We start from the raw sequence: 19,775 nt of genomic DNA on the forward strand, positions 1-19,775 counted from the left end.
CAGCCGCCGCCCCGACCGCTACAGAAGGCGTCCGTAGGACCGAGCCTGCTGGCCAGGGGCGTGCGGGGGCGGGATCTTCGGGGCATGACCACCGCATTCACCGGCCTCATGTCCTTCACCGCCGCCGCGTCCTTCACCCTCCGCTTCAGCGCCACCCCGCGCGGGGCACGTCTGGCCCGGCGGCTGGCCTCTCAGCAGATGGACGGCTGGGGGTGGCCCTACCGCACCCCGGCCCACGAGGCCGTGGAACTGGTCGTGGCCGAGCTGGCCGCCAACGCCGTCACCCACGGGCGGGTGCCGGGGCGGGACGCTGAACTGCGGCTCACCCACGACGGCGAAGGGCTCATGCTGGTGGAGGTGAGCGACGTACGCGGGGAGCGGCGGCCGGTGCCCGCGCCGGAGAGCCGACCGCTCGCGGAGGACGGGCGCGGACTGACACTGGTGGCGGCGCTGGCCGAGCAGTGGGGCGTGGCCGAACGGGCGGGAGCGCCGGGCAAGACGGTGTGGGCGGTGGTCTCATGCCCTGCGGTGCCACGTGATCGACCCGCCTCGCCAGGACAACGGGTCGGTACGTCGACCGCACCACCGGACGGCGCTGCGTGAAGAAGGCGCGGCGCCGCCGTCCCGGGACCGCCGGCGTTCGGCCGGACATCGCCGAACGGCAGGAGGGTCCGTACCCGACCCCCCACCTGCCTCAGCGGCTCCTTCCGGCTCGTCTCACGAAGGAGGGCGCGTCACCAGCCGGTCGGCGACCAGTGCCAGCCAGGTGCTCGGCGCACAGGGCGCTGGCGGGTCGACCTCCATGCCCAGCTCGGCCAGGGCCAGTGCGCACTCGGGCTCGTCCAGGCCCAGCGCGAGCAGTTCGTGCAGCTCGCCGACCAGACGGGCGACCAACTGTGCGTCGGTCGTGGCCCGGTAGTCGTCGACGGCGGCGTCGTGGTCGGTGAACTCGTCCGGCATGTCCTGGGAGAACCAGCCGCCGAGGAACTGGCCGAGTTCGGGGAAGCGGGCCTGCCACTCCGCGTGCGTGGCCGGGACGGCCGGGGGCGGCACCTCGCCCTGCTCGACGCTGTGCCTGATGTGATCGGCCAGGCAGTAAAGCCACTGCCGGACCTCGCCCTCGGGCAGGCCGACGTCGGGCACGGAGTAGAACTCGCCGAGGCGCAGCCGCAGCCGTCCCGGCGGGTTGTCGGCGTACTCACGCAACTGCCGCTCGGCGACGGCGAGCGCCCAGGGCCGGGTGTGCCACGTGTGGCGCAGGTAGGCGATCAGGGCCTCGCCGGGCTGCTCCGGAGTGTCGTCGGCCGGCTGTCCCGCGTAGGCGCGGATCACCTGGTCGAGTTCGCCGTAGCGGCGGTCGTGTTCGAGGGGGTTCAGGGGCACGGTGGTCAGCCTCTCCAGGGGCTACAGGTAGACGGGAAAGGTCGCCTGGACGGTGAACCCGTGGGGCCGGGAGGCGTCCCGCCTGAGAACCACCCGGGCGCTCCGTACGTCGACGGGACCACGCCCCGCCAGCATCATCGCCTGGAGCAGCACCCGCCCCACCGGTTCCTCCCGCGACGGCCAGGACGCCTCGATCGTCAGACGGGCGCGGGTGGACCGGGCGAGCCAGCGGTGGATGAGCTGCTCGTTGGCGGTGACCACCTGCTGGGTGGCCCACTGGGCCGTCTCCCGGTCCGGATAGGTCGACGTTCTGGTACGCACGGGAGTTGTCCCGGACACGATGACCACCTCGTGGGGAAGGGTTACGGAGCACCACGGCAGGCCCTCTCCGACGGGGCCGAAGGACGCCATGGAAACGTACACGTCATCCAGGATCCGGAAGGCAGCTGCCCCGGTCTTTCGGTGCAGCCTTTCTCCTCAGGCGTCCTCGAACCTCCAGGCCACCAGGATCCGTTCGGGTGTCACCCCGATCAGGCAGACGTCATAAAGCGTGATGGCGAGGGAGTTCCAGTGGAATCCGGACACCAGGAAATCCGCGTCTTCCCCGTCTTCGGCGTGACCATGGTTCGTGAAGAATTCGACGGAATCCCCCACCGCCTCCAGAAGCTCATGAACACACTTGTCCCTGGCGGCATCCGGCTCACGAAGTGAGGGATCCAGGCCCTCGTAGAAGGAGCCCAGCGCGAGGAGCTTCAGCAAGTCCTGCGCGCCTTCTTTCCCGACGGGCAGGAGGCTCTCCCTCACCAGCTCGCCGGCCACCTCCTCGAACATCGGCGCCGGGTCGACACCCGTGCTCTCCCCGCGTACTTCACCGCGCGTGAACGCCACCAGGTCGTCAACCCAGTCCGCACGGGTCCTGGGTGCCAGACAGAGGACAGTCCGATGCGGGTCGAACAGGGCGGTCGCGCACTCGGGCAGGGAACCTACGCTCACGGAAATCACTCACTCGGGTACATGGGTCACTTGGGCATGGACGTCAGGACGACGTACGGTGGATCGATTCCGTTCTTGTATTTCAGAATCACCTTTACGCTGTACGTGTCATGTGCGGATGTCGAACCGCTCGGAATGGTTCTTCCCGTGGCGTAGTCGAATTCCACCGGATCCAGTTCGAGTTTCGAGTTGTCGGTCCTGGGCCGGGAAAGCCAGTTCTCGATCTTCTCGGGGTTGTTGACCCCGACATTCGGTTTGCCGGCGTTCGCCGGACTGTTGGAGGGGCCGATCTCGTCCATGGCGCCCTGGGTCGCCCTCTGCGCGGTGGCGAGGTCGGTGAAGGTGGATGCCGCGTTGATTCCCGGTTGGTCGCGAAGGCGGTTCAGGAGCTGTGCGTCGCTCTGCCCGACATGCTTGTCGATGACGTGGCTCCTGTGCACGCCCTCCTGGTTCGCAAGGTCGACCGTGTAGAAGTGGTTGTCCTTGTCCTCGCCCGGGACGGTGTAGAGCGGCTGCTCCCTGAAGTCATTGAGCGAGCGGGCGCCGAAGGCCTCGGCCCGTGCCTCCTCGGCGGAGTACGTGGGGACGCTGTTCCCGGCCTCGTCCAATGCCGGCTTGAGCTTCACCAGGCCGTCGCCGAGGTCGTGGATCCTGCGGTTGTAGGAGTCCACCGCGTCATTGAGGCGGCCTGTGTCGATGTTGGCGATGAACTCACCGGCAAGCTCGGGGAGCTTCCCGAGAAGTTCGAAGAGGTCCTTGAAGCTCTTCATCGTGAAGGTCTTGGCCGCCGCGTCCTTGTAGACCTCGATGATGACGGACCGGACCTTCGTCACTTCCGCGCCGACCCCGTCGCACGCCGTCGCCACGTCCCGCGCGGTGTCCTGAAGAACGTCCAGGGACGGCTGCTTCCCCGCACTGTGGGCCCACTGGTAACCGTGGTGCTCCTTGCCCCAGTCCGACGTACCCCACATCGCCGAGCAGAACTGCTTCATCGCGCCCTGCCACTCGTCGTGCCCCGCCGCGGGGTTGGTGATGTAGGCGATGGCGTCGTCGAAGGCCTCCGCGGACGCCTTGGCGTCCTTGGCGGCCTGCCGCCAGAGCTTGGCGATCTCCGGCAGGGCGAGGTCGTCACCGCCGGGAGTGATGTCAGCGACCTTGCCGTGGCGCAGGGCGTGACCGAGGATCGGGCGCAGGACCTCGGCGCCGATCGTGCTCAACGCCCCGGAGACCTCGTCGATGATCACGTTGCCCCAGCCGTCCTCGCCCCGGGCACCGCCCCAGCCGAGTTCGGCGACGGGACCGACCACACCCGCGTTCCTGAGGACGTCCGGCGGGTTCTTCGTCGCCACCGCCGGGGTCAGCGGGTGGGTGGCGTGGTCCGCCCGCGCGTAGTTGTTGGCCGTCACCGTGAGGCCGACGGCCGCACCGCCGACGCCCTCCGTCGTCTTGTTCCACACGTCGAGGAAGGAGGCGGCGACATCGGCATACGCTTTGACGAAAGCCTCCGGACCCGTGCCGCATCCGACCGCGTGCTCGTACCCGTCGAGCGCGTCGACCAGGTTCCTGGCACGGCCGGCGAAGTCGTACTGCGCGTTGCGCAACATGTACGACGCGTAGTACACGTGCTGCGGCTGGACGTCGAAGCCGACGAGGTTGCCCGGCGGTGCCGGCTTCAACGCCTCCAGTTCGGCCGCGCGCTCATCACGGTCCGAGTTCGAGTCGCCGCGGGAGATGTCCTTGCCGTCGGGGTCGGTCAGTCCACCGGGCGACGGGTGGGGCGTGGGCACGGTACCGCCCGTCCCGGACGGCTGGACGGTTCCGCCGCCCGTCGACGGGGTGGGTGTGGGGACCGGCGTGGCCATCAGAGCGCACCCCAGCCGCGCAGCACCGCCCGGTGCGCCGCCGTGTAGTTGAGGTGCCCCGTGGTGACGAAGTCGTGCAGCCACTTCTGAGCCGCTTCCAGGTCCTGGGCCGAGCGGTCCCATTCGTCGAGCTTCTCGACGAAGACCTCCCTGGTCTCGCCCCGCCAGGACAGCACCACCGGCTCCACGCGGCCGTACAGTGCCTCCAGCCTCTCGTTGAGCTGCTTGAGGATGTCCTCCAGGTCACCGGCCAGTTCCTGGAGCGTTCCGAAGGAGACCGTGATCTGCTCCTGCGGCGTCGTCCCGTCCGACATGCTTCCCCCTTGATGTGATCCGTGGCGGCCGTGTGCGGAACCCGACGCCGTACGTCAGTACCCGTCGAGAGGGCTGCGCGGGGGCGTCGTCGGCTCCGGGTTCGGGGTGGAGAGCCGGTCGACCTCCCCGGTGACGTCCACCTGGATCCGGCGCATCCCGTCAAGCACATCGAGGTCGGTCTCGGAGAAACCGTCTCTGCTCAGCAGCACGGCCTGCCGCAACAGCTTCACCACCTCCCGGATGCGCACGGCGTCCTCGGCGGCGGCTCGGTGGAACTCCCGGTACGCCGTCCCCGCCGGGCCGCGCCAGCCCGCCTCGATCCGGTCCACGATCGCGTCCATGCGCGTGACCTGTTTGTCCAGGTGATCACGCATGTCGTCGAGATCACCCGCGAGCTTCGTCAGATCCGCATCGGTCACTTCGAGGTCCGCGGTGCCTCCCGCCCGGAAGCCGGCCCCGTGCTGCCCCATATCGCGCCCCCGCCCCATGGGTGTCATGGATCCCTGAAAATGCAGCAACCAGCATATGGACAGACCTGCTTGTGTCCTCTCCCGGCTCGCCCATCGCTCCGCTCCCTCCACATCTCTGCGGGCCATCCCGCCCCGATGCCCCGAGCTGGCAGGATAAGAAGCACATGTGAGGGACACCGAGGGGAGCGGGAGCAGCCGATGGCCAGGGGTGGCGACACCGTCGTACTGAGGGACGTCCTCGACATCAAGGAGGACGTCTACGCCGGCGACTTCAAGGTCGAGCTGTCCCAGGGATTCAAGGGCGACTCGGCCGGGCGGGTCGAGGAGTACGTCGTCACGCCGCAGCTGCGGGAACAGTTCGACAAGGCGCTGAAACTGGTGCGCGGCGCGGTGCGCAAGAACGCCTCGTACGCCGCCTACCTCCACGGCTCCTTCGGCGCCGGCAAGAGCCACTTCCTGACCGTGCTGCACGCCGTCCTCAACGGCGACGCCTCCGCGCGGGCCAAGCCCCGGCTGCGGGAGGTCGTCGCCGACCACGACGAGTGGCTGCGCGGGAAGCGGTTCCTGATGGTGCCCTACCACCTGGTGGGGGCGGCCAACCTGGACGAGGCGCTGCTCGGCGGGTACGTGCGGGCCATCCGGGACCAGCACCCCGAGGCGCCGACCCCGAGCGTGTTCCGGTCCGACGCGATGCTCGCCGACGCCCGGCGGATGCGGGACCAGCTCGGTGACGACGCGTTCGTCCGGCTGCTGCCCGCCGACGCGGACGGCGGCGAGGACGAGGATGACGACGAGCTGCGGGTGATCGGCAGCGGAGGGACGTGGACGCCCGGCGAGCTGGACGCGGCCTTCACCGCGCAGGCCGGGGACGAGCGCCGCGAACGGCTGGTGTCCGCGCTGCTCAGCGGGCCGATGCAGTCCTACGCGGAGAGCGCGCGCGGGGACGCCGCCAAGTACGTGCCGCTGGAGAACGGACTGGCCGCGATCAGCCGGCACGCGCGCACGCTGGAGTACGACGGCGTCGTGCTGTTCCTCGACGAGCTGGTGCTGTGGCTCCAGGCCCACATGCGGGACCGCACCTTCGTCAACAGCGAGATCCAGAAACTCGTGAAGCTGATCGAGTCGGGGGACGCCGACCGGCCGGTGCCGATCGTGTCGTTCATCTCCCGCCAGCGCGACCTGTCCCAGCTGGTCGGCTCCGACGTGCTGGGCGCCGACGTCAAAGCGATGGAACAGGCGCTCGAATATCTCAACGAGCGGTTCGACACGGTCGACCTGGAGGACCGCAACCTGCCGGAGATCATCAAGGAGCGGGTGCTGAAGCCGCTGCCCGGCAAGGAGGCGGTGCTGGAGAACGCCTTCGGCGGGATCGACCGGTCCAACCAGCAGGTCAAGGACATCCTGCTGGACGGCGGCGGCGCCACCCAGGCCGACTGGACCGACTTCCGCGCCGTGTACCCGCTGTCCCCGGCCCTGCTGAACGTCCTCGTCGCCCTCTCCGGCGCCCTCCAGCGCGAACGCACCGGACTCAAGCTCGTCCAGCAGCTCCTGCAACGGCACGCCGACGCCGCCGTGGGACAGCTCATCCCGCTCGGCGACCTGTGGGACGTCCTCGTCGACGGAACCGGCGCCGCCTTCACCGACAAGCTGAAGCGCGAGTCGGAGGCCGCCGTGAAGTTCTACGCCAAGGCGCGCACCCACCTTCAGGAGAAGTACGGCTCGGACACCCACGCCGACTTCCGGGCCGACGACCGGTTCGTGAAGAGCCTGCTGCTGAGCGCCCTCGCCCCCGACGTGCCCGCGCTGCGGCGGCTGACCGGAGCGCGGCTCGCCGCGCTCAACCACGGCTCGGTGCGCTCCCGTACCGTGCCCGCCGGTGACGTGGTCGTACGGCGGATGCGCGACCTGCAGGCCGCGTTCCCGTCCGAGGTGCGGTCCGACGGCGAGGCCGACCCCGTGTTCTCGCTGCACCTGTCCGACCTCGACATCGAGCCCCTGCTCGACGCCGTCGCCGAGGAGGACAAGGCGGGCGTGCGGCGGGTGTGGCTGCGCGACCGGCTGTGGGAGGCGATCGGCGTACGGGACGGGCAGTTCGTCGCCGAGAAGGAGATCGTCTGGCGCGGCACCCGGCGCGTCGCCGAGTTCGTCTTCGGCAACGTCCGCGACCGCGGCGACCTGCCCGACGAGCAGTTCACCCCCGCGACCGCCGGCAACGTGCGGTTCGTCATCGACTACCCCTTCGACGACGGCGACCACTACCCCAGCGACGACTTCCACCGCGTCGAACAACTCAAGAGGGACGGGGTGACCGCCCCGACCCTGGTGTGGCTCACCGACTTCTTCTCCGACCAGCGCAAGGCCCAGCTCGGTCGGTTGATGCGGATCGGCTTCCTGCTGGAACGCGACCGGCTCGCCGACTACACCGGCACCTTCCCGCCCGACGACCGGGCCAAGGTCCGGCGGCAGCTGGAGGTCGCCCGCGACACCCTCACCGACCAGCTCACAGGGGCGCTCGCCGAGGTGTACGGGCTGGCCCGGCCGACCGACTCCAACCCCGGCCCCGAGGTGCCGGACGGGCGGCACGTCCTGTCGCTCCAGCCGGAGTTCGCCCAGCCCCGCGAGGAGGGCGGCAAGGGCTTCGAAGCGAACGTGCACCACCTCGCCGACGGCATGTTCTCCGCCCTGTACCCCAAGCACCCCGACTTCGGGCCGGACGGCAAGGGGCAGCGCAAGGCGGTCACGCCAGCCGAGCTGCGCACCGCACTGGAGTGGATCACCCGGGCCATGGACGAGGGCGGTCGCGCCCAGAACGTCGACAGCCACCACCTGAAGACCGTCAAGCGGATCGTGGAACCGCTGGAACTCGGCACCGTCCACGACGGACCGCTGGTCATGCGGCAGGACTGGCGTACCCGCATCAACCAGGCGGCGGCCGCGCACAAGCAGCGCGGCGACCTCGCCGTCGAGGACATCCGCGGCTGGATCACGAAGGACCTCGGCCACAGCGGCCTCGACAAGCTCACCGGCAACCTCCTCATCGCCGCCTACGCCCTGCTCGACGACCGCGCCTGGGCCTACCAGGGCGGGCCGGAGCGGGAGGCTCCCGCCCTGCACGAGATCGGGCCGGGCTGGTCGCTGCGGGCCCAACCGTTGCCCGGCGAGGAGCAGTACGCGGCGGCCCGCGACCGGGCGGCCCGGCTGTTCGGCGTCTCCGCCAAGCCGAACATGTACGCCCGCAACGTCAACCGGCTCGCCGACGACATCCGCGCCAAGGCGGAGACCTGGGAGAAGGACGTGGCGGGAGTGCGGGCCTCGCTGGAGCGGCACGCCGCGCTGCTCGGACTCGACGCACCGGGCGAGACCGCTCCCCGCACCGCGATGCTGCGCGAAGCGGCGGCCCTGCTCGCCCGGCTGACCCGGCACGGCAGCGACGCCACCGCGCTGGTGTGCGAGCTGGCCGCCGCCTCCTACACGTCGACCGAACGTGACCTGAACACCACCATGGGCAGCGCGGGCGAGGTGTTGCGGGCCCTGGACGACGCCGCCTGGCCGACGCTGGGCAACGTCCGGGGACTGACCGCCCGCGAGGACGGAGTGGGCGACCGGGCCCGACGGCTCTTCGACGAGATCGCGCTGGCCGCACGGTCCTCCGAGTTCGAACGGTCGCTGGTCCCGGTGCTCGGCGACGCGGGCGAGAAGGCCAACGCGATCATCAATGCCGCGCTCAAGGTGGAGACCGTCCTCCCCCCTCGGCAGGAACCCGCTCCCGGAGCGCAGGACGTGCGCGTCACCGAGCCCGAGGTCGCCACCCGTCACCCCCGGGCGGGAGCCGAAGCCGTGCCGCCGCACGCGGAGACCCCCTCCGGCGCCGGGACGGACGGACCGGCTCCCAGCCGACGAGCCGGACGCCGGATCGTCGCGGCCGTCGGCCCGACCTCACTGGAGGAGCAGCTGGCCGACGAGCTGGGAGGCGTCCGGGACGACATCCGCGCCTTCCTCGCCACCCATCCGGACGCCACAGTGGAGATCAGCTGGAAGCCGGTCGAGCCCGCCGAGTCCGTCGACGGCACCGAGGACGCCCGCTGATGGCGGCCACCCGGCCGGCCGCCGGACGCCGTGCCATCGAGGTGCTCCTGGAAGCGGAACTGCCCGGCGCCGAAGGCCGTCGGCTGGTCCTGGTCGACGCCGTGTGGGCGGGCGGCGACGAGGAGCGGGAGTTCACGGTCCAGGTCGACGGCATCCCCCGGCGTGTCCACGTCACCGACCAGGACTCACCACTCGGCATCGCCGACGCCTGGCGGCGCCACACCCACGACACCGACCCCGACGGGGACAGCGTCCTCGTCGTCACCGGCAAGGTCCCCGCCGACCAGCTCGGCTGGGACCTGCGTGGACACGCGGTGCGCCGCCGCCCCCTGGCCGTCGAACGCACCGACGTGGTCAAGCAGCTGTTCGGGGCCGGGGACCTGGACACCCGCATGGTGCGCGAGGCCTGGCTGCTGGACGCCCTCCTGGAAGCCGAACCGTCGGACGGCTGGCCGCGGGCCGGCTCCGTACTCACCCGGGACCGGGCCCTGCGGGCCCTGCTCGCCGCCCGCGTCGGCCTCGGCGACACGAGCGACGACTCGCTGGACCTGGACGCCGACACCCTCTTCGACTGGAGCCGCAACCCGGTCGGACCGAAGCGCTTCGCCGAACTGCCGACACAGGAGCGGGCCGGGCTGACCACCTGGCTGGAGCAGGTGACCGGACCTGCCGCACCCACACTGCTCGCGCTCGCCGCCGACGGGCGCGGCGCGGACGCACTGCCCCTGGGCGCGCTCGCCTCGGCCGCTCTGGCCTGCCCGGCCGCCGCCGACGCCGGCTTCGCGCTGGGCACCCTCTTCGGCCGGGCACTCGCCTCGTTCGACGCGCTCACCCCCTACGCGGCGGCCGCCACCGGCGTCCTCACCCGGTGGATCGCCCAGGCGGAGGCGGGCGGCGGCACCGGTGCACAGGCGCACACCCGGGTCCTGGCCGTGCTGGAGCGCGCCGACCAGCTCGCCGAGACCGCCCGGCTGACCGGGCTGCTCGCCGGTGACCGGCTGCTGCCCTCCGGGTACCGGTCCCGGCTGCGGACCCTCGCCGGCACGCTCGACGGGCAGCCCGGCCCCGCGCACGCGGCGCTGCGAGACCTCGCCGACCACCAGCTCGCCGTCCTCCACGCGGACTCCACCGAACGCGCCCGTACCGCCGTACGGCTCGTGCGCTGGCTCGACGCCCCGGCGCCCCCCGTGGAATCGGTCGGACAGGGCGTGCGTCACCACCTGGGGTCGACGGGCTGGGTCGATCTGGCGATCGGCATCCTCGCCGAGGGCGACATCTCCCGGGACAGCGAGGTCGGAGAGGCCTACCACCGGCTGATCGGCCGGGTGCGGGACCGCCGCCGGCAGCTCGACGAGCGATTCGCGGCCGTCCTGGCCACCTGGACGGAGGGAGCCTCCCCGCAGGCACCGCACGGGGCCCTGCTCATCGAGGACGTGCTGACGGAGGCTGCGGCACCCCTCGCCCGCGACGGCGGCCGGCCCCTCGTCCTCGTCCTCGACGGGATGAGCGCCGACGTCGCCGTCGACCTCGCCGCCGGACTGGACCGGCGGGCCTGGACCGAGATCGTCCCGTCCGGCACGGCGGGCCACCGCCCCGGCCGGATCGCCGCCGTCGCCATGCTGCCGACCGTCACCCGGATCAGCCGGGCCTCGCTGCTGAGCGGGGCGCCGACCGAGGGCGGGCAGGACGTGGAGCGGGCCGGATTCACGGCCTTCTGGAAGAAACGGCGCCGCGAAGCCCTGCTCTTCCACAAGGGCGGCTACGAGGGAACGGCCGGGCACCGGCTCGCGCCGGGGCTCCTCGAAGCGCTCGCCGACGACACGACCGTCGTCGGCGTCATCGTCAACACCATCGACGACGCGCTCTCCGACGGCCGCGAGAACGGGCGGGCCCGGTGGCGTACGGGGGACATCGCCAAACTCGCGGACCTCCTCGACGCCGCCCTCGGAGCGGGCCGACCGGTCCTCCTCGTCTCCGACCACGGTCACGTCCTGGACCGCAGCCCACGCCAGGGCGGCCCCACGGCGGCGGAAGGCGTCCAAGGGGCCCGCTGGCGCACCGGCCCTGCCCAACCCGGTGAAGTGGAACTCACCGGGCCGCGGGTGCGGGCCGCCGGCGGGCGGATCACCGCGGCCTGGCGCGACGACCTGCGCTACACCGCCCGCCAGGCGGGATACCACGGCGGAGCCTCACTCGCCGAGGTCACCGTGCCCGTCCTGGCGTTCGTCCCGTCCGGGAGCGAGATCCCCGCCGGCTGGACCGCGCTGCCCGCGGAGGACACGGCTCCCGAATGGTGGCGGGGCGGCGCCGAAGCCCCGCAGCCCGCGGAGCCCGCGACGGCACCGCGCGGCAAGGGCGCCCGCAAGCAGCAACCTCAGCCCGACGGGCTGTTCCCGCAGCCCGGGCAGCCCACGCCCGGCGAGCGGACGGTGCGCAGCAAGCCGTACGAGAGCCAGCGCGAGTTCGTGCGGAACGCACCGAGCGGCACCGCCGTGGCCGCCGCGCTCGACGCGCTGCTCGCGGCGGGCGGCAAGCTCTCGCCGGCCGCCGTCGCCACAGCCGCCCAGGCCGCCACCGGCAAGTCGGAGCGCAACCCGCAGCGGTTCGTCACCATGCTCGAACGGCTCCTCAACATCGACGGCTACCCGGTGCTCCAGCTGGTGGAGTCCGGGCGCACCGTCCACCTCGACAGGGAGCTGCTGCGGCAGCAGTTCCCGGGAGACACCGCATCATGAGCACTCCGGACGGGCCCGCGTCCTTGGGCGTCAGTCCCGCGCGCGCCCAGGACGTCGTCGACGCGCTGCGCCGCGGGACCGTGCCCCAGCAAGGACTCGGGCTGTTCGCCGTCGGCCTGGACCGGTTCGCGGACGCCCTCGACGACGACCTCGCCACGGTCGCCCGCGGCGGATCGGCCTTCCACGCGCTGCGCGGTGAGTACGGCTCCGGCAAGACGTTCTTCGCCCGGTGGCTCGCCGAGCGGGCGAAACGACGCGGACTGGCCGTCAGCGAGGTGCAGATCTCCGAGACGGAGACCCCGCTGCACCGCCTGGAGACCGTCTACCGGCGGCTCACCGAACGCCTGACCACCTCCACCCACCCGGCCTCCGCGCTGCGCGCGGTCGTCGACTCCTGGTTCTACGCGCTGGAGGAGGAAGTCCTCGACGCCGGGGACGCCGACGAGCACGACGAGGCCGGCCTCGCACGCGCCGTGGACACGCTGCTGGAGTTGCGGCTGACCGAGGTGGCCCGCACGACGCCCGCCTTCTCCGCCGCACTGCGCGGTTACCGCGAGGCGGTGGCCGCCGGTGACGGGGCCCGCGCCGAAGCGCTCATCGCCTGGCTCGGCGGACAGAAGTCGGTGGCCGCTTCCGCCAAACGTGCTGCCGGAGTGCGCGGCGAGCTCGACCACTTCGCGGCCCTCGGCTTCCTCCAGGGACTGCTGACCGTGCTGCGGGACTGCGGCCACCCCGGGCTCCTCCTCGTCCTCGACGAGGTCGAGACCCTCCAGCGGGTGCGCGGCGACGTCCGGGAGAAGTCGCTGAACGCCCTGCGCCAACTGCTGGACGAGATCGACGCGGGACGGTTCCCCGGACTGTTCCTCGTCATCACCGGCACCCCCGCCTTCTACGAGGGGCAGCAGGGCGTACAACGCCTGGCTCCGCTGGCCCAGCGCCTGGCCACCGACTTCACCACCGACCCGCGCTTCGACTCACCGCGCGCCGTCCAACTGCGCCTTCCCGGCTTCGACCTGACCTCCCTCGGCGAGCTGGGCCGCAAGGTGCGCGGCGTGTACGAGGCGACCGCACGCAACCCCGAGCGGGTCGCCGCCCGAGCCGACGACGGCTACCTCGACGAACTGGCGCGTGCCGTCACCGGTTCGCTCGGCGGGAAGGCCGGTATCGCCCCCCGGCTGTACCTGCGCAAGCTGGTCGCCGACGTCCTCGACCGGATCGACACCTTCGACGACTTCGACCCCCGCGTCCACTACACGCTCACGGTGAACAGCGCGGAGCTCGACGAGGTGGAGCGCAACGCCGCCGCAAGCGCAGGTGACGTGGAGCTGGAGCTGCCGTGAGCGCCGATGCGCTGGACCTGCTCGATCCGATCCTCACCCATCACATCGTCAACTCCCTCGGCTGGCGCTCCCTCAGACCACTGCAGGAGGAGGCGATCGCCCCCCTCCTGGCCGGACAGGACGCCGTACTGCTGGCGCCGACCGCCGGCGGCAAGACCGAGGCCGCCACGTTCCCCCTGCTCACCCGCGCGCAACGGCACGGGTGGAAGGGCACCGGAATCCTGTACGTCACCCCGCTGAAGGCGCTGCTGAACAACCTGCACCCACGACTGGAGACATACGCAGGCTGGGTGGGGCGTACCGCGCAGCTGTGGCACGGCGACATCGCGAGCAGTCGCCGCCGCCGTATCCTCGCGCAGCGGCCGGACCTGCTGCTCACCACGCCCGAATCGCTGGAGGCCATGCTGGTCAGCACCCACGTGGACCACCGGACGTTCTTCTCGGGCGTGCACTGCGTGGTGGTCGACGAGGTCCACGCGTTTGCCGGTGACGACCGGGGATGGCACCTGCTGGCCGTGCTGGAACGGCTCCAGAAGGTCGCCGAACGGCCCGTGCAACGCGTCGGGCTCTCCGCCACCGTCGGCAACCCGCACGAGCTGCTGGACTGGCTGCAGGGCTCGGGCCACGGGCGACGGCCGGGGCGGGTCGTCGCGCCCGGTGTGGCCCTGCCCGGCACGGCCCCCCTGTCACCGTCCCCGACCACGAATGCGCCGCCGGGAGACATCGAACTCGACTACGTCGGCTCCGTCACCAACGCAGCCACCGTCATCGCCGCCCTGCACCGGGGCGAGAAACGGCTGGTTTTCTGCGAGAGCAGACGCACCGTCGAGGAGCTGGGCGAGCAGCTCCGCCTGCGGGGCGTGACCACCTTCCTGTCGCACGCCTCGCTCTCCGCCGACGAACGGCGACGCGCGGAGGAGGCCTTCGCCGAGGCCCGGGACTGCGTGATCGTGTCGACCAGCACCCTGGAGCTGGGCATCGACGTCGGCGATCTCGACCGGGTGATCCAGCTCGACGCACCTGCCACGGTGGCCTCGTTCCTCCAACGCCTGGGGCGCACGGGGCGCCGCGCCGGCTCCCGCCGCAACTGCCTGTTCCTCGCCCTCACCGACGAGGGGCTCCTGTCCGCCGCGGCGCTGCTGCTGGCCTGGTCGCGCGGCTGGGTGGAACCGGTCACCCCGCCGCCCGAGCCGCGGCACCTCGTCGCCCAGCAGCTTCTCGCCCTGTGCCTGCAGGAGCACCGGGTCGGGGAGAACCTGTGGCAGGAGTGGTGGGGCGGCCTCGGCCCGTTCGCCGGCGCCGCCGAACCCGTCGTACGGCATCTCGTGGAACACGGCTACCTGGAGCGCGACGGCGGCACGCTGTTCATCGGGCCCGAGGCCGAACGCCGCTTCGGCCACCGGCACTTCATGAACCTGACGGCATCCTTCACCGCACCGCCGGAGTTCACCGTGCTCAGCGGCCGGACGGAGATCGGCCGCACCGATCCGGACCTGCTCACGGAAGAGATCGACGGGCCGCGCAAACTGCTTCTGGCCGGCCGCAGCTGGCTGGTGACGTACATCGACTGGCGGCGCAGACGCTGCTTCGTGGAGCCCGTGGACGAGGGCGGGCGGGCCAGGTGGAACGGGTTCGGGCCGAACCGCGTCCGCTCCTCCACGCTGACCCGTGCCGCCCGTGACGTCCTGCTCGGCGATGATCCTCCGGTGCTCCTGACCCGCCGGGCGCAGGCGAGGCTGGCGGAGGCGCGAGAGACCCATCTGGACGTGGTGCACCCGGCCGGAACCGTCGTCACCCGGCGTGGCGACAGTGACGTGCGCTGGTGGACCTGGGCCGGGCACCGGGCGAACGCGACCCTGGCCGCGTCCCTGCCGTCCGCGGTCCTGCGGCACCGGCTCGTCGACGACCGCTTCGTCCGGCTCCGCGACGACGTGACCCCGCAGACTTGGCGGGCGGCGGTGGCGGATGCCGCCGCGGGCCTGACGCTGCCCGAGGTGGACGCCCACGCCGTGCGCGGCCTGAAGTTCGCGGAGGCGCTGCCCCCACGGCTCGCGCAGGCCACGCTCGCCGCGCGGCTGGCGGACCACGAAGGAGCGCGGGCGGCGCTCGCGGAGCCCGTCCGGTTCCTGGTGCGGCACGACTGGTGACGTGACCGGGGACGGTCGTCGTGGAAGCGCCGAGGCCCGGCACCCCTCGCGGGGGCCGGGCCTCGGTGGCTGACGTGCGTCAGTGGGAGTGGCCGTGGCCGTGCCCGGCGGCGGCCGGCTCCTCTTCTTCCTTCTTCTCGACGACCAGGGTCTCGGTCGTCAGGAGGAGGGAGGCGATGGAGGCGGCGTTCTCCAGGGCGGAGCGGGTGACCTTGACCGGGTCGATGACGCCGGCCTTGACCAGGTCGCCGTACTCGCCGGTCGCGGCGTTGAAGCCCTGGCCCTTGTCCAGCTCGGCGACCTTGGAGGTGATGACGTAGCCCTCCAGGCCGGCGTTCTCGGCGATCCAGCGCAGCGGCTCGACGGCGGCGCGGCGGACGACGGCGACACCGGTGGCCTCGTCGCCGGTCTTGCCGAGGTTGCCCTCGAGGACCTTCACGGCGTGGACGAGCGCGGAGCCACCACCGGAGACGATGCCCTCCTCGACCGCGGCGCGGGTCGCGGAGATGGCGTCCTCCAGGCGGTGCTTCTTCTCCTTCAGCTCCACCTCGGTGGCGGCGCCGACCTTGATCACGCACACGCCGCCGGCCAGCTTCGCGAGACGCTCCTGGAGCTTCTCGCGGTCCCAGTCGGAGTCCGTGTTCGCGATCTCGGCCTTGATCTGGGCGACGCGGCCGTGGACTTCCTCGGTGTTGCCGGCACCGTCGACGACCGTGGTGTCGTCCTTGGTGACGGTGACGCGGCGGGCGGAACCGAGCACGTCGACGCCGACCTGGTCGAGCTTGAGGCCGACCTCCTCGGAGATGACCGTGGCGCCGGTGAGGACCGCGAGGTCCTGCAGCATCGCCTTGCGGCGGTCACCGAAGCCGGGGGCCTTCACCGCGACGGCGTTGAAGGTGCCGCGGATCTTGTTCACGACCAGGGTGGAGAGCGCCTCGCCCTCCAGGTCCTCGGCGATGATCAGCAGCGGGCGGGAGGAGTTGGTCTGGATGACCTTCTCCAGCAGCGGCAGCAGATCGGCGATGGAGGAGATCTTGCCCTGGTTGATGAGGATGTACGGGTCCTCGAGGACGGCCTCCATGCGCTCCTGGTCCGTCACGAAGTACGGCGACAGGTAGCCCTTGTCGAAGGCCATGCCCTCGGTGAAGTCCAGCTCCAGGCCGAAGGTGTTGGACTCCTCGACGGTGATGACACCGTCCTTGCCGACCTTGTCCATGGCCTCGGCGATCAGCTCGCCGACCTGCTGGTCCTGGGCGGACAGCGCGGCGACGGCGGCGATGTCGGACTTCTCGTCGATCGGGCGGGCCGTGGCGAGCAGCTCGTCGGAGACGGCCTTGACCGCGGCGTCGATGCCCTTCTTGAGGAGGGCGGGCGACGCGCCGGCGGCGACGTTCCGCAGGCCCTCGCGGACCAGCGCCTGGGCGAGCACGGTGGCGGTGGTGGTGCCGTCACCCGCGATGTCGTTGGTCTTGGTCGCCACCTCCTTCACCAGCTGCGCGCCGAGGTTCTCGTACGGGTCGTCGAGCTCGACCTCGCGGGCGATCGTGACACCGTCGTTGGTGATGGTGGGGGCGCCGAACTTCTTGTCGATGACGACGTTGCGGCCCTTGGGGCCGATCGTCACCTTGACCGTGTCGGCAAGCTTGTTGACGCCGCGCTCGAGGGCGCGACGGGCGTCCTCGTCGAACTTCAGGATCTTCGCCATGGGAGCGGTTCAGCCCTCTCGGAAAACGTGGGAGAAACGAACCGCGCCCCCAGCGCCCGGCTTCACAAAGACGCGGGGGCCAGGGGCGCAGTTCACTGCAGAACTGGGTGAATTACTTCTCGATGATCGCGAGCACGTCGCGGGCCGAGAGGACGAGGTACTCCTCGCCGTTGTACTTCACCTCGGTGCCGCCGTACTTGCTGTACAGGACGACGTCGCCGACCTTGACGTCGAGCGGCAGGCGCTCGCCGTTCTCGAAACGGCCCGGGCCCACGGCGAGGACGGCGCCCTCCTGGGGCTTCTCCTTCGCGGTGTCCGGGATGACCAGGCCAGAGGCCGTGGTCTGCTCGGCGTCGAGCGGCTGGACCACAATGCGGTCCTCGAGCGGCTTGATGGCAACCTTGGAGCTGGTGGTCGTCACGATCCGACCTCCCCCTTCGGAGATCTCACGGGGTTAACTGTCTGAGGTGGCGACCAGGTGGATCCGTCGTCGCGGGTGCCGGACCTGCCCGTCGCTATTGGCACTCTCCAGTGGGGAGTGCCAGAGCTGAGACTATGACCGCGATTAGCACTCGGTCAAGCGGAGTGCCAACGCCGTGCGTCGCGCGTGCCGGAATCCGGGTCGGGCGGGGCCGGTGTCCGGGTCGGGATCCGGGGCGGGATCCAGGTCGGGCAGGGGCCGGCGTCCGGGTCGGGATCCAGGTCGGGCGGGGGAAAGCCCTCAGAGGTAGTCCTCCAGGCGGCCCACCGTCAGGCCCTGTTCCTGGATCATCCGCAGCAGCCTCGTCGTGCGTTCCCGCAGGCTCGGCCCTCCGGTCTCGTCGGGGTCGACGGCGACGACGTCCCCGGGACGCAGGCGGTGGGAGCCGTGGGTGTAGGTGAGGTCGGTGGTCCCCATGGAGGCCCGCCACAGGACGACGGCCGTGATCCCGCAGTCGGCGGCCGCGCGCAGGGTCACCGTGTCGTACGTGCCGTAGGGCGGGCGGAACAGGCGGGGGCGCAGGCCGAAGCGGGCCTTGAGCTTGTCCTGCTGGCCGCAGATCTCGGCGCGCTGGCCCGCGTAGGGCAGGCCGCGCAGGGCGGCGTGGTCGAGGGTGTGGTTCTGGAGGCCGGCACCGACCGACCGCAGCCGGGCGAAGTGCGCGTAGCCCGGGCCCACCACGCTGTCGGTGAGGAACATGCTGACCGGCAGGCGCAGCTCGCGGACCATGGTGACGAAGCGGGGGTCGCGTTCGGCACCGTCGTCGTAGGTGAGGAAGACGACCTTGTCGCGGGTCGGGATCCGGTCGACGACCGGCGGGAGCGCGGGGCGGGCCGGGCTGCCCGCGAGGGGGCCGGCCGCCGGTGTGCGGGCGGGAGCGGGGGCGAGGGGGGCGTCCAGACCCCAGCGGCGGTACGGCTGCTCCGCGGCCGACGCGTGCGGACGCTCGGCCCGCTCGGTCTGCTCGGCCCGCTCGGTCTGCTCGGTCTGTTCGGCCCGTTCGGCCCGCTCGGCCCGTTCGGCCCGCTCGGCCGTCGGGGCCTCTGGCCGCGCGCCCTGCCCAGCCCCCGGCCCCGCCGCCGGCGCGTGCGGGCGTACGCCCCGTTCGGCGCCCGGCCCTTCGGACCGCACCCGCTCCGTCGCCGTGCGGCCCGGGTGTTCGACCGGGTCGGCCGACCGGGCGCAGCCGGTCAGCGTCACCGTGAGGGCCGCGGCGGACGCGAGCAGCGCGGTCCGCCTTCTCACAGGTAGTCCTCCAGCCGGGCCACCGCGTAGCCCTTCTCGGTGACCAGGTTCAGGAAGCGGCGGATCATGTCGGGCATGGTGCCCTTCCAGTCGGCGCGGCCGCGGAAGTGGGTGAGGACGATGTCACCGGGGTGGAGGTCGCGGTCCCACTCGCGGTAGTCCCACCGGTCGGCGAAGACCTCCTCGTTCCACAGCGGCGCGTACTTCACGCCGCAGGCCTTCGCGGCGCGCAGGGTGTCGCGGTTGTAGTTGCCGAAGGGCGGGCGGAAGAGCGCGGGGCGGCTGCCGTAGCGCTTCTCGATGACGTCCTGCATGCCGCAGATCTCGTGCTTCTGGCGGGTGTAGGAGAGGGCGGGCAGGTAGGGGTGGTGGAGGGTGTGGTTGTTCAGGGTCACCCCCGCGTCCTGCATCTTCTTGAAGTAGCCGTAGTCCTCCTTGACGAGGTAGTCGCTGAGGAAGGCCGTGTAGGGGATCCTCAGGTCGCTCATCATGCGCAGGAACGCCGGGTCCTTCTCGGCGCCGTCGTCGATGGTGAGGAAGACGACCTTGTCCTTGGTGGGGACGGTGGTGAAGACCGGCGGGAGGTTCAGTTCCTCGTGGTCGTCGACCTCGAAGCCCTGGCGGGTGGTGATCGCCGGTCTCGTCGCGGGCGGGGCGGGGGGTGTCAGCGGGACCGTCTCGAGCCGCCAGCGGGCGGCGGCCGCGGCCCGGGCAGCGTACTCGGCACGCAGCTTGGCCGCGTAGGTGTGCAGGGCGCGGGCGGGCTGCCCCTGGGGCAGCTGCTGGCCGGGGGCGGGACGGCTGCCGGAGCCGTCGGCACCCGTGGCCCCGGGGGCGCAGCCGGAGGCGAGGGCGGCCACGGCGAGGACCGCGACGCCGGCCCTGATCCCCACTCGCCGCATCCCCTTTTCATCGTTTTGTACGACTGATCCTGGTCCCATGGCGCCGGATCCTCGCAGTCACGTCCACGCGATCCCGCCCGACACCGCCGCCGGAGGCGCACCATCCACCGA

15 protein-coding genes are annotated in these 19,775 nt (G+C 71.7%); 5 read left to right on the forward strand and 10 right to left on the reverse strand.

All coding sequences use genetic code 11. The features are described 5' to 3' along the window. Positions 1-84 precede the first annotated feature (84 nt). The gene (locus tag ACGFQC_RS07960) at positions 85-603 is read left to right on the forward strand and encodes an ATP-binding protein (protein ID WP_363089078.1); all 519 of its coding nucleotides are present in this window, start codon (positions 85-87) and stop codon (positions 601-603) included. Between the two features lie 114 nt (positions 604-717). On the opposite strand, the gene ACGFQC_RS07965 is transcribed toward ACGFQC_RS07960, so the two are convergent. From ACGFQC_RS07965 to ACGFQC_RS07990, 6 genes are all read right to left on the reverse strand, one after another. Next, on the reverse strand, positions 718-1,383 hold the full coding sequence (locus ACGFQC_RS07965) for a contact-dependent growth inhibition system immunity protein (RefSeq protein ID WP_363089077.1): 666 nt from the start codon (positions 1,381-1,383) through the stop codon (positions 718-720). Between the two features lie 21 nt (positions 1,384-1,404). After that, on the reverse strand, positions 1,405-1,704 hold the full coding sequence (locus tag ACGFQC_RS07970) for an RNase A-like domain-containing protein (protein WP_363089076.1): 300 nt from the start codon (positions 1,702-1,704) through the stop codon (positions 1,405-1,407). 156 nt (positions 1,705-1,860) lie between these two features. After that, positions 1,861-2,376 carry a hypothetical protein gene (locus ACGFQC_RS07975; RefSeq protein ID WP_363089075.1) on the reverse strand — a complete coding sequence of 172 codons (516 nt, stop codon included), beginning with the start codon at positions 2,374-2,376 and terminating at the stop codon, positions 1,861-1,863. Between the two features lie 26 nt (positions 2,377-2,402). Beyond that, positions 2,403-4,238 carry an RNase A-like domain-containing protein gene (locus ACGFQC_RS07980; RefSeq protein ID WP_363089074.1) on the reverse strand — a complete coding sequence of 612 codons (1,836 nt, stop codon included), beginning with the start codon at positions 4,236-4,238 and terminating at the stop codon, positions 2,403-2,405. After that, complete coding sequence (locus tag ACGFQC_RS07985) at positions 4,238-4,552, reverse strand: WXG100 family type VII secretion target (RefSeq protein WP_363089073.1); 315 nt, start codon at positions 4,550-4,552, stop codon at positions 4,238-4,240. Before ACGFQC_RS07985 ends, ACGFQC_RS07980 begins: the two co-directional genes overlap by 1 nt. Positions 4,553-4,606: 54 nt before the next feature. After that, a complete protein-coding gene (locus ACGFQC_RS07990; protein WP_363089072.1) occupies positions 4,607-4,972 on the reverse strand; it encodes a WXG100 family type VII secretion target in 366 nt (121 codons plus the stop codon). Positions 4,973-5,221: 249 nt separating this feature from the next. Between ACGFQC_RS07990 and ACGFQC_RS07995 the strand changes: the two genes are divergently transcribed. From ACGFQC_RS07995 to ACGFQC_RS08010, 4 genes are read left to right on the forward strand one after another with little or no spacing between them, the layout of a single operon-like run. Then, the gene (locus ACGFQC_RS07995; RefSeq protein ID WP_363089071.1) at positions 5,222-9,109 is read left to right on the forward strand and encodes a hypothetical protein; all 3,888 of its coding nucleotides are present in this window, start codon (positions 5,222-5,224) and stop codon (positions 9,107-9,109) included. Continuing rightward, entirely contained in the window at positions 9,109-11,844 is a 2,736-nt protein-coding gene (pglZ, locus tag ACGFQC_RS08000) for a BREX-2 system phosphatase PglZ (protein WP_363089070.1), read from the forward strand. Before ACGFQC_RS07995 ends, pglZ begins: the two co-directional genes overlap by 1 nt. Continuing rightward, on the forward strand, positions 11,841-13,184 hold the full coding sequence (gene brxD / locus ACGFQC_RS08005; RefSeq protein WP_363089069.1) for a BREX system ATP-binding protein BrxD: 1,344 nt from the start codon (positions 11,841-11,843) through the stop codon (positions 13,182-13,184). The genes pglZ and brxD overlap by 4 nt, the downstream gene beginning before the upstream one ends. Continuing rightward, on the forward strand, positions 13,181-15,331 hold the full coding sequence (locus ACGFQC_RS08010) for a DEAD/DEAH box helicase (protein WP_363089068.1): 2,151 nt from the start codon (positions 13,181-13,183) through the stop codon (positions 15,329-15,331). Before brxD ends, ACGFQC_RS08010 begins: the two co-directional genes overlap by 4 nt. Positions 15,332-15,410: 79 nt before the next feature. Here ACGFQC_RS08010 and groL read toward each other — a convergent pair whose 3' ends face one another. The 4 genes from groL to ACGFQC_RS08030 all read right to left on the reverse strand — a co-directional run bounded on the left by groL (position 15,411) and on the right by ACGFQC_RS08030 (position 19,664). Next, the gene (groL, locus tag ACGFQC_RS08015) at positions 15,411-17,036 is read right to left on the reverse strand and encodes a chaperonin GroEL (RefSeq protein WP_363089067.1); all 1,626 of its coding nucleotides are present in this window, start codon (positions 17,034-17,036) and stop codon (positions 15,411-15,413) included. 112 nt (positions 17,037-17,148) lie between these two features. Beyond that, complete coding sequence (gene groES / locus ACGFQC_RS08020; RefSeq protein ID WP_020132158.1) at positions 17,149-17,457, reverse strand: co-chaperone GroES; 309 nt, start codon at positions 17,455-17,457, stop codon at positions 17,149-17,151. Positions 17,458-17,757: 300 nt separating this feature from the next. Beyond that, positions 17,758-18,762, reverse strand: coding sequence for a polysaccharide deacetylase family protein (locus ACGFQC_RS08025; RefSeq protein WP_363089066.1), 1,005 nt, complete (start codon positions 18,760-18,762; stop codon positions 17,758-17,760). Further along, on the reverse strand, positions 18,759-19,664 hold the full coding sequence (locus ACGFQC_RS08030; protein WP_363089065.1) for a polysaccharide deacetylase family protein: 906 nt from the start codon (positions 19,662-19,664) through the stop codon (positions 18,759-18,761). Before ACGFQC_RS08030 ends, ACGFQC_RS08025 begins: the two co-directional genes overlap by 4 nt. Positions 19,665-19,775 lie beyond the last annotated feature (111 nt).

Source organism: Streptomyces sp. NPDC048734, assembly GCF_043198675.1.
Classification (GTDB): domain Bacteria; phylum Actinomycetota; class Actinomycetes; order Streptomycetales; family Streptomycetaceae; genus Streptomyces.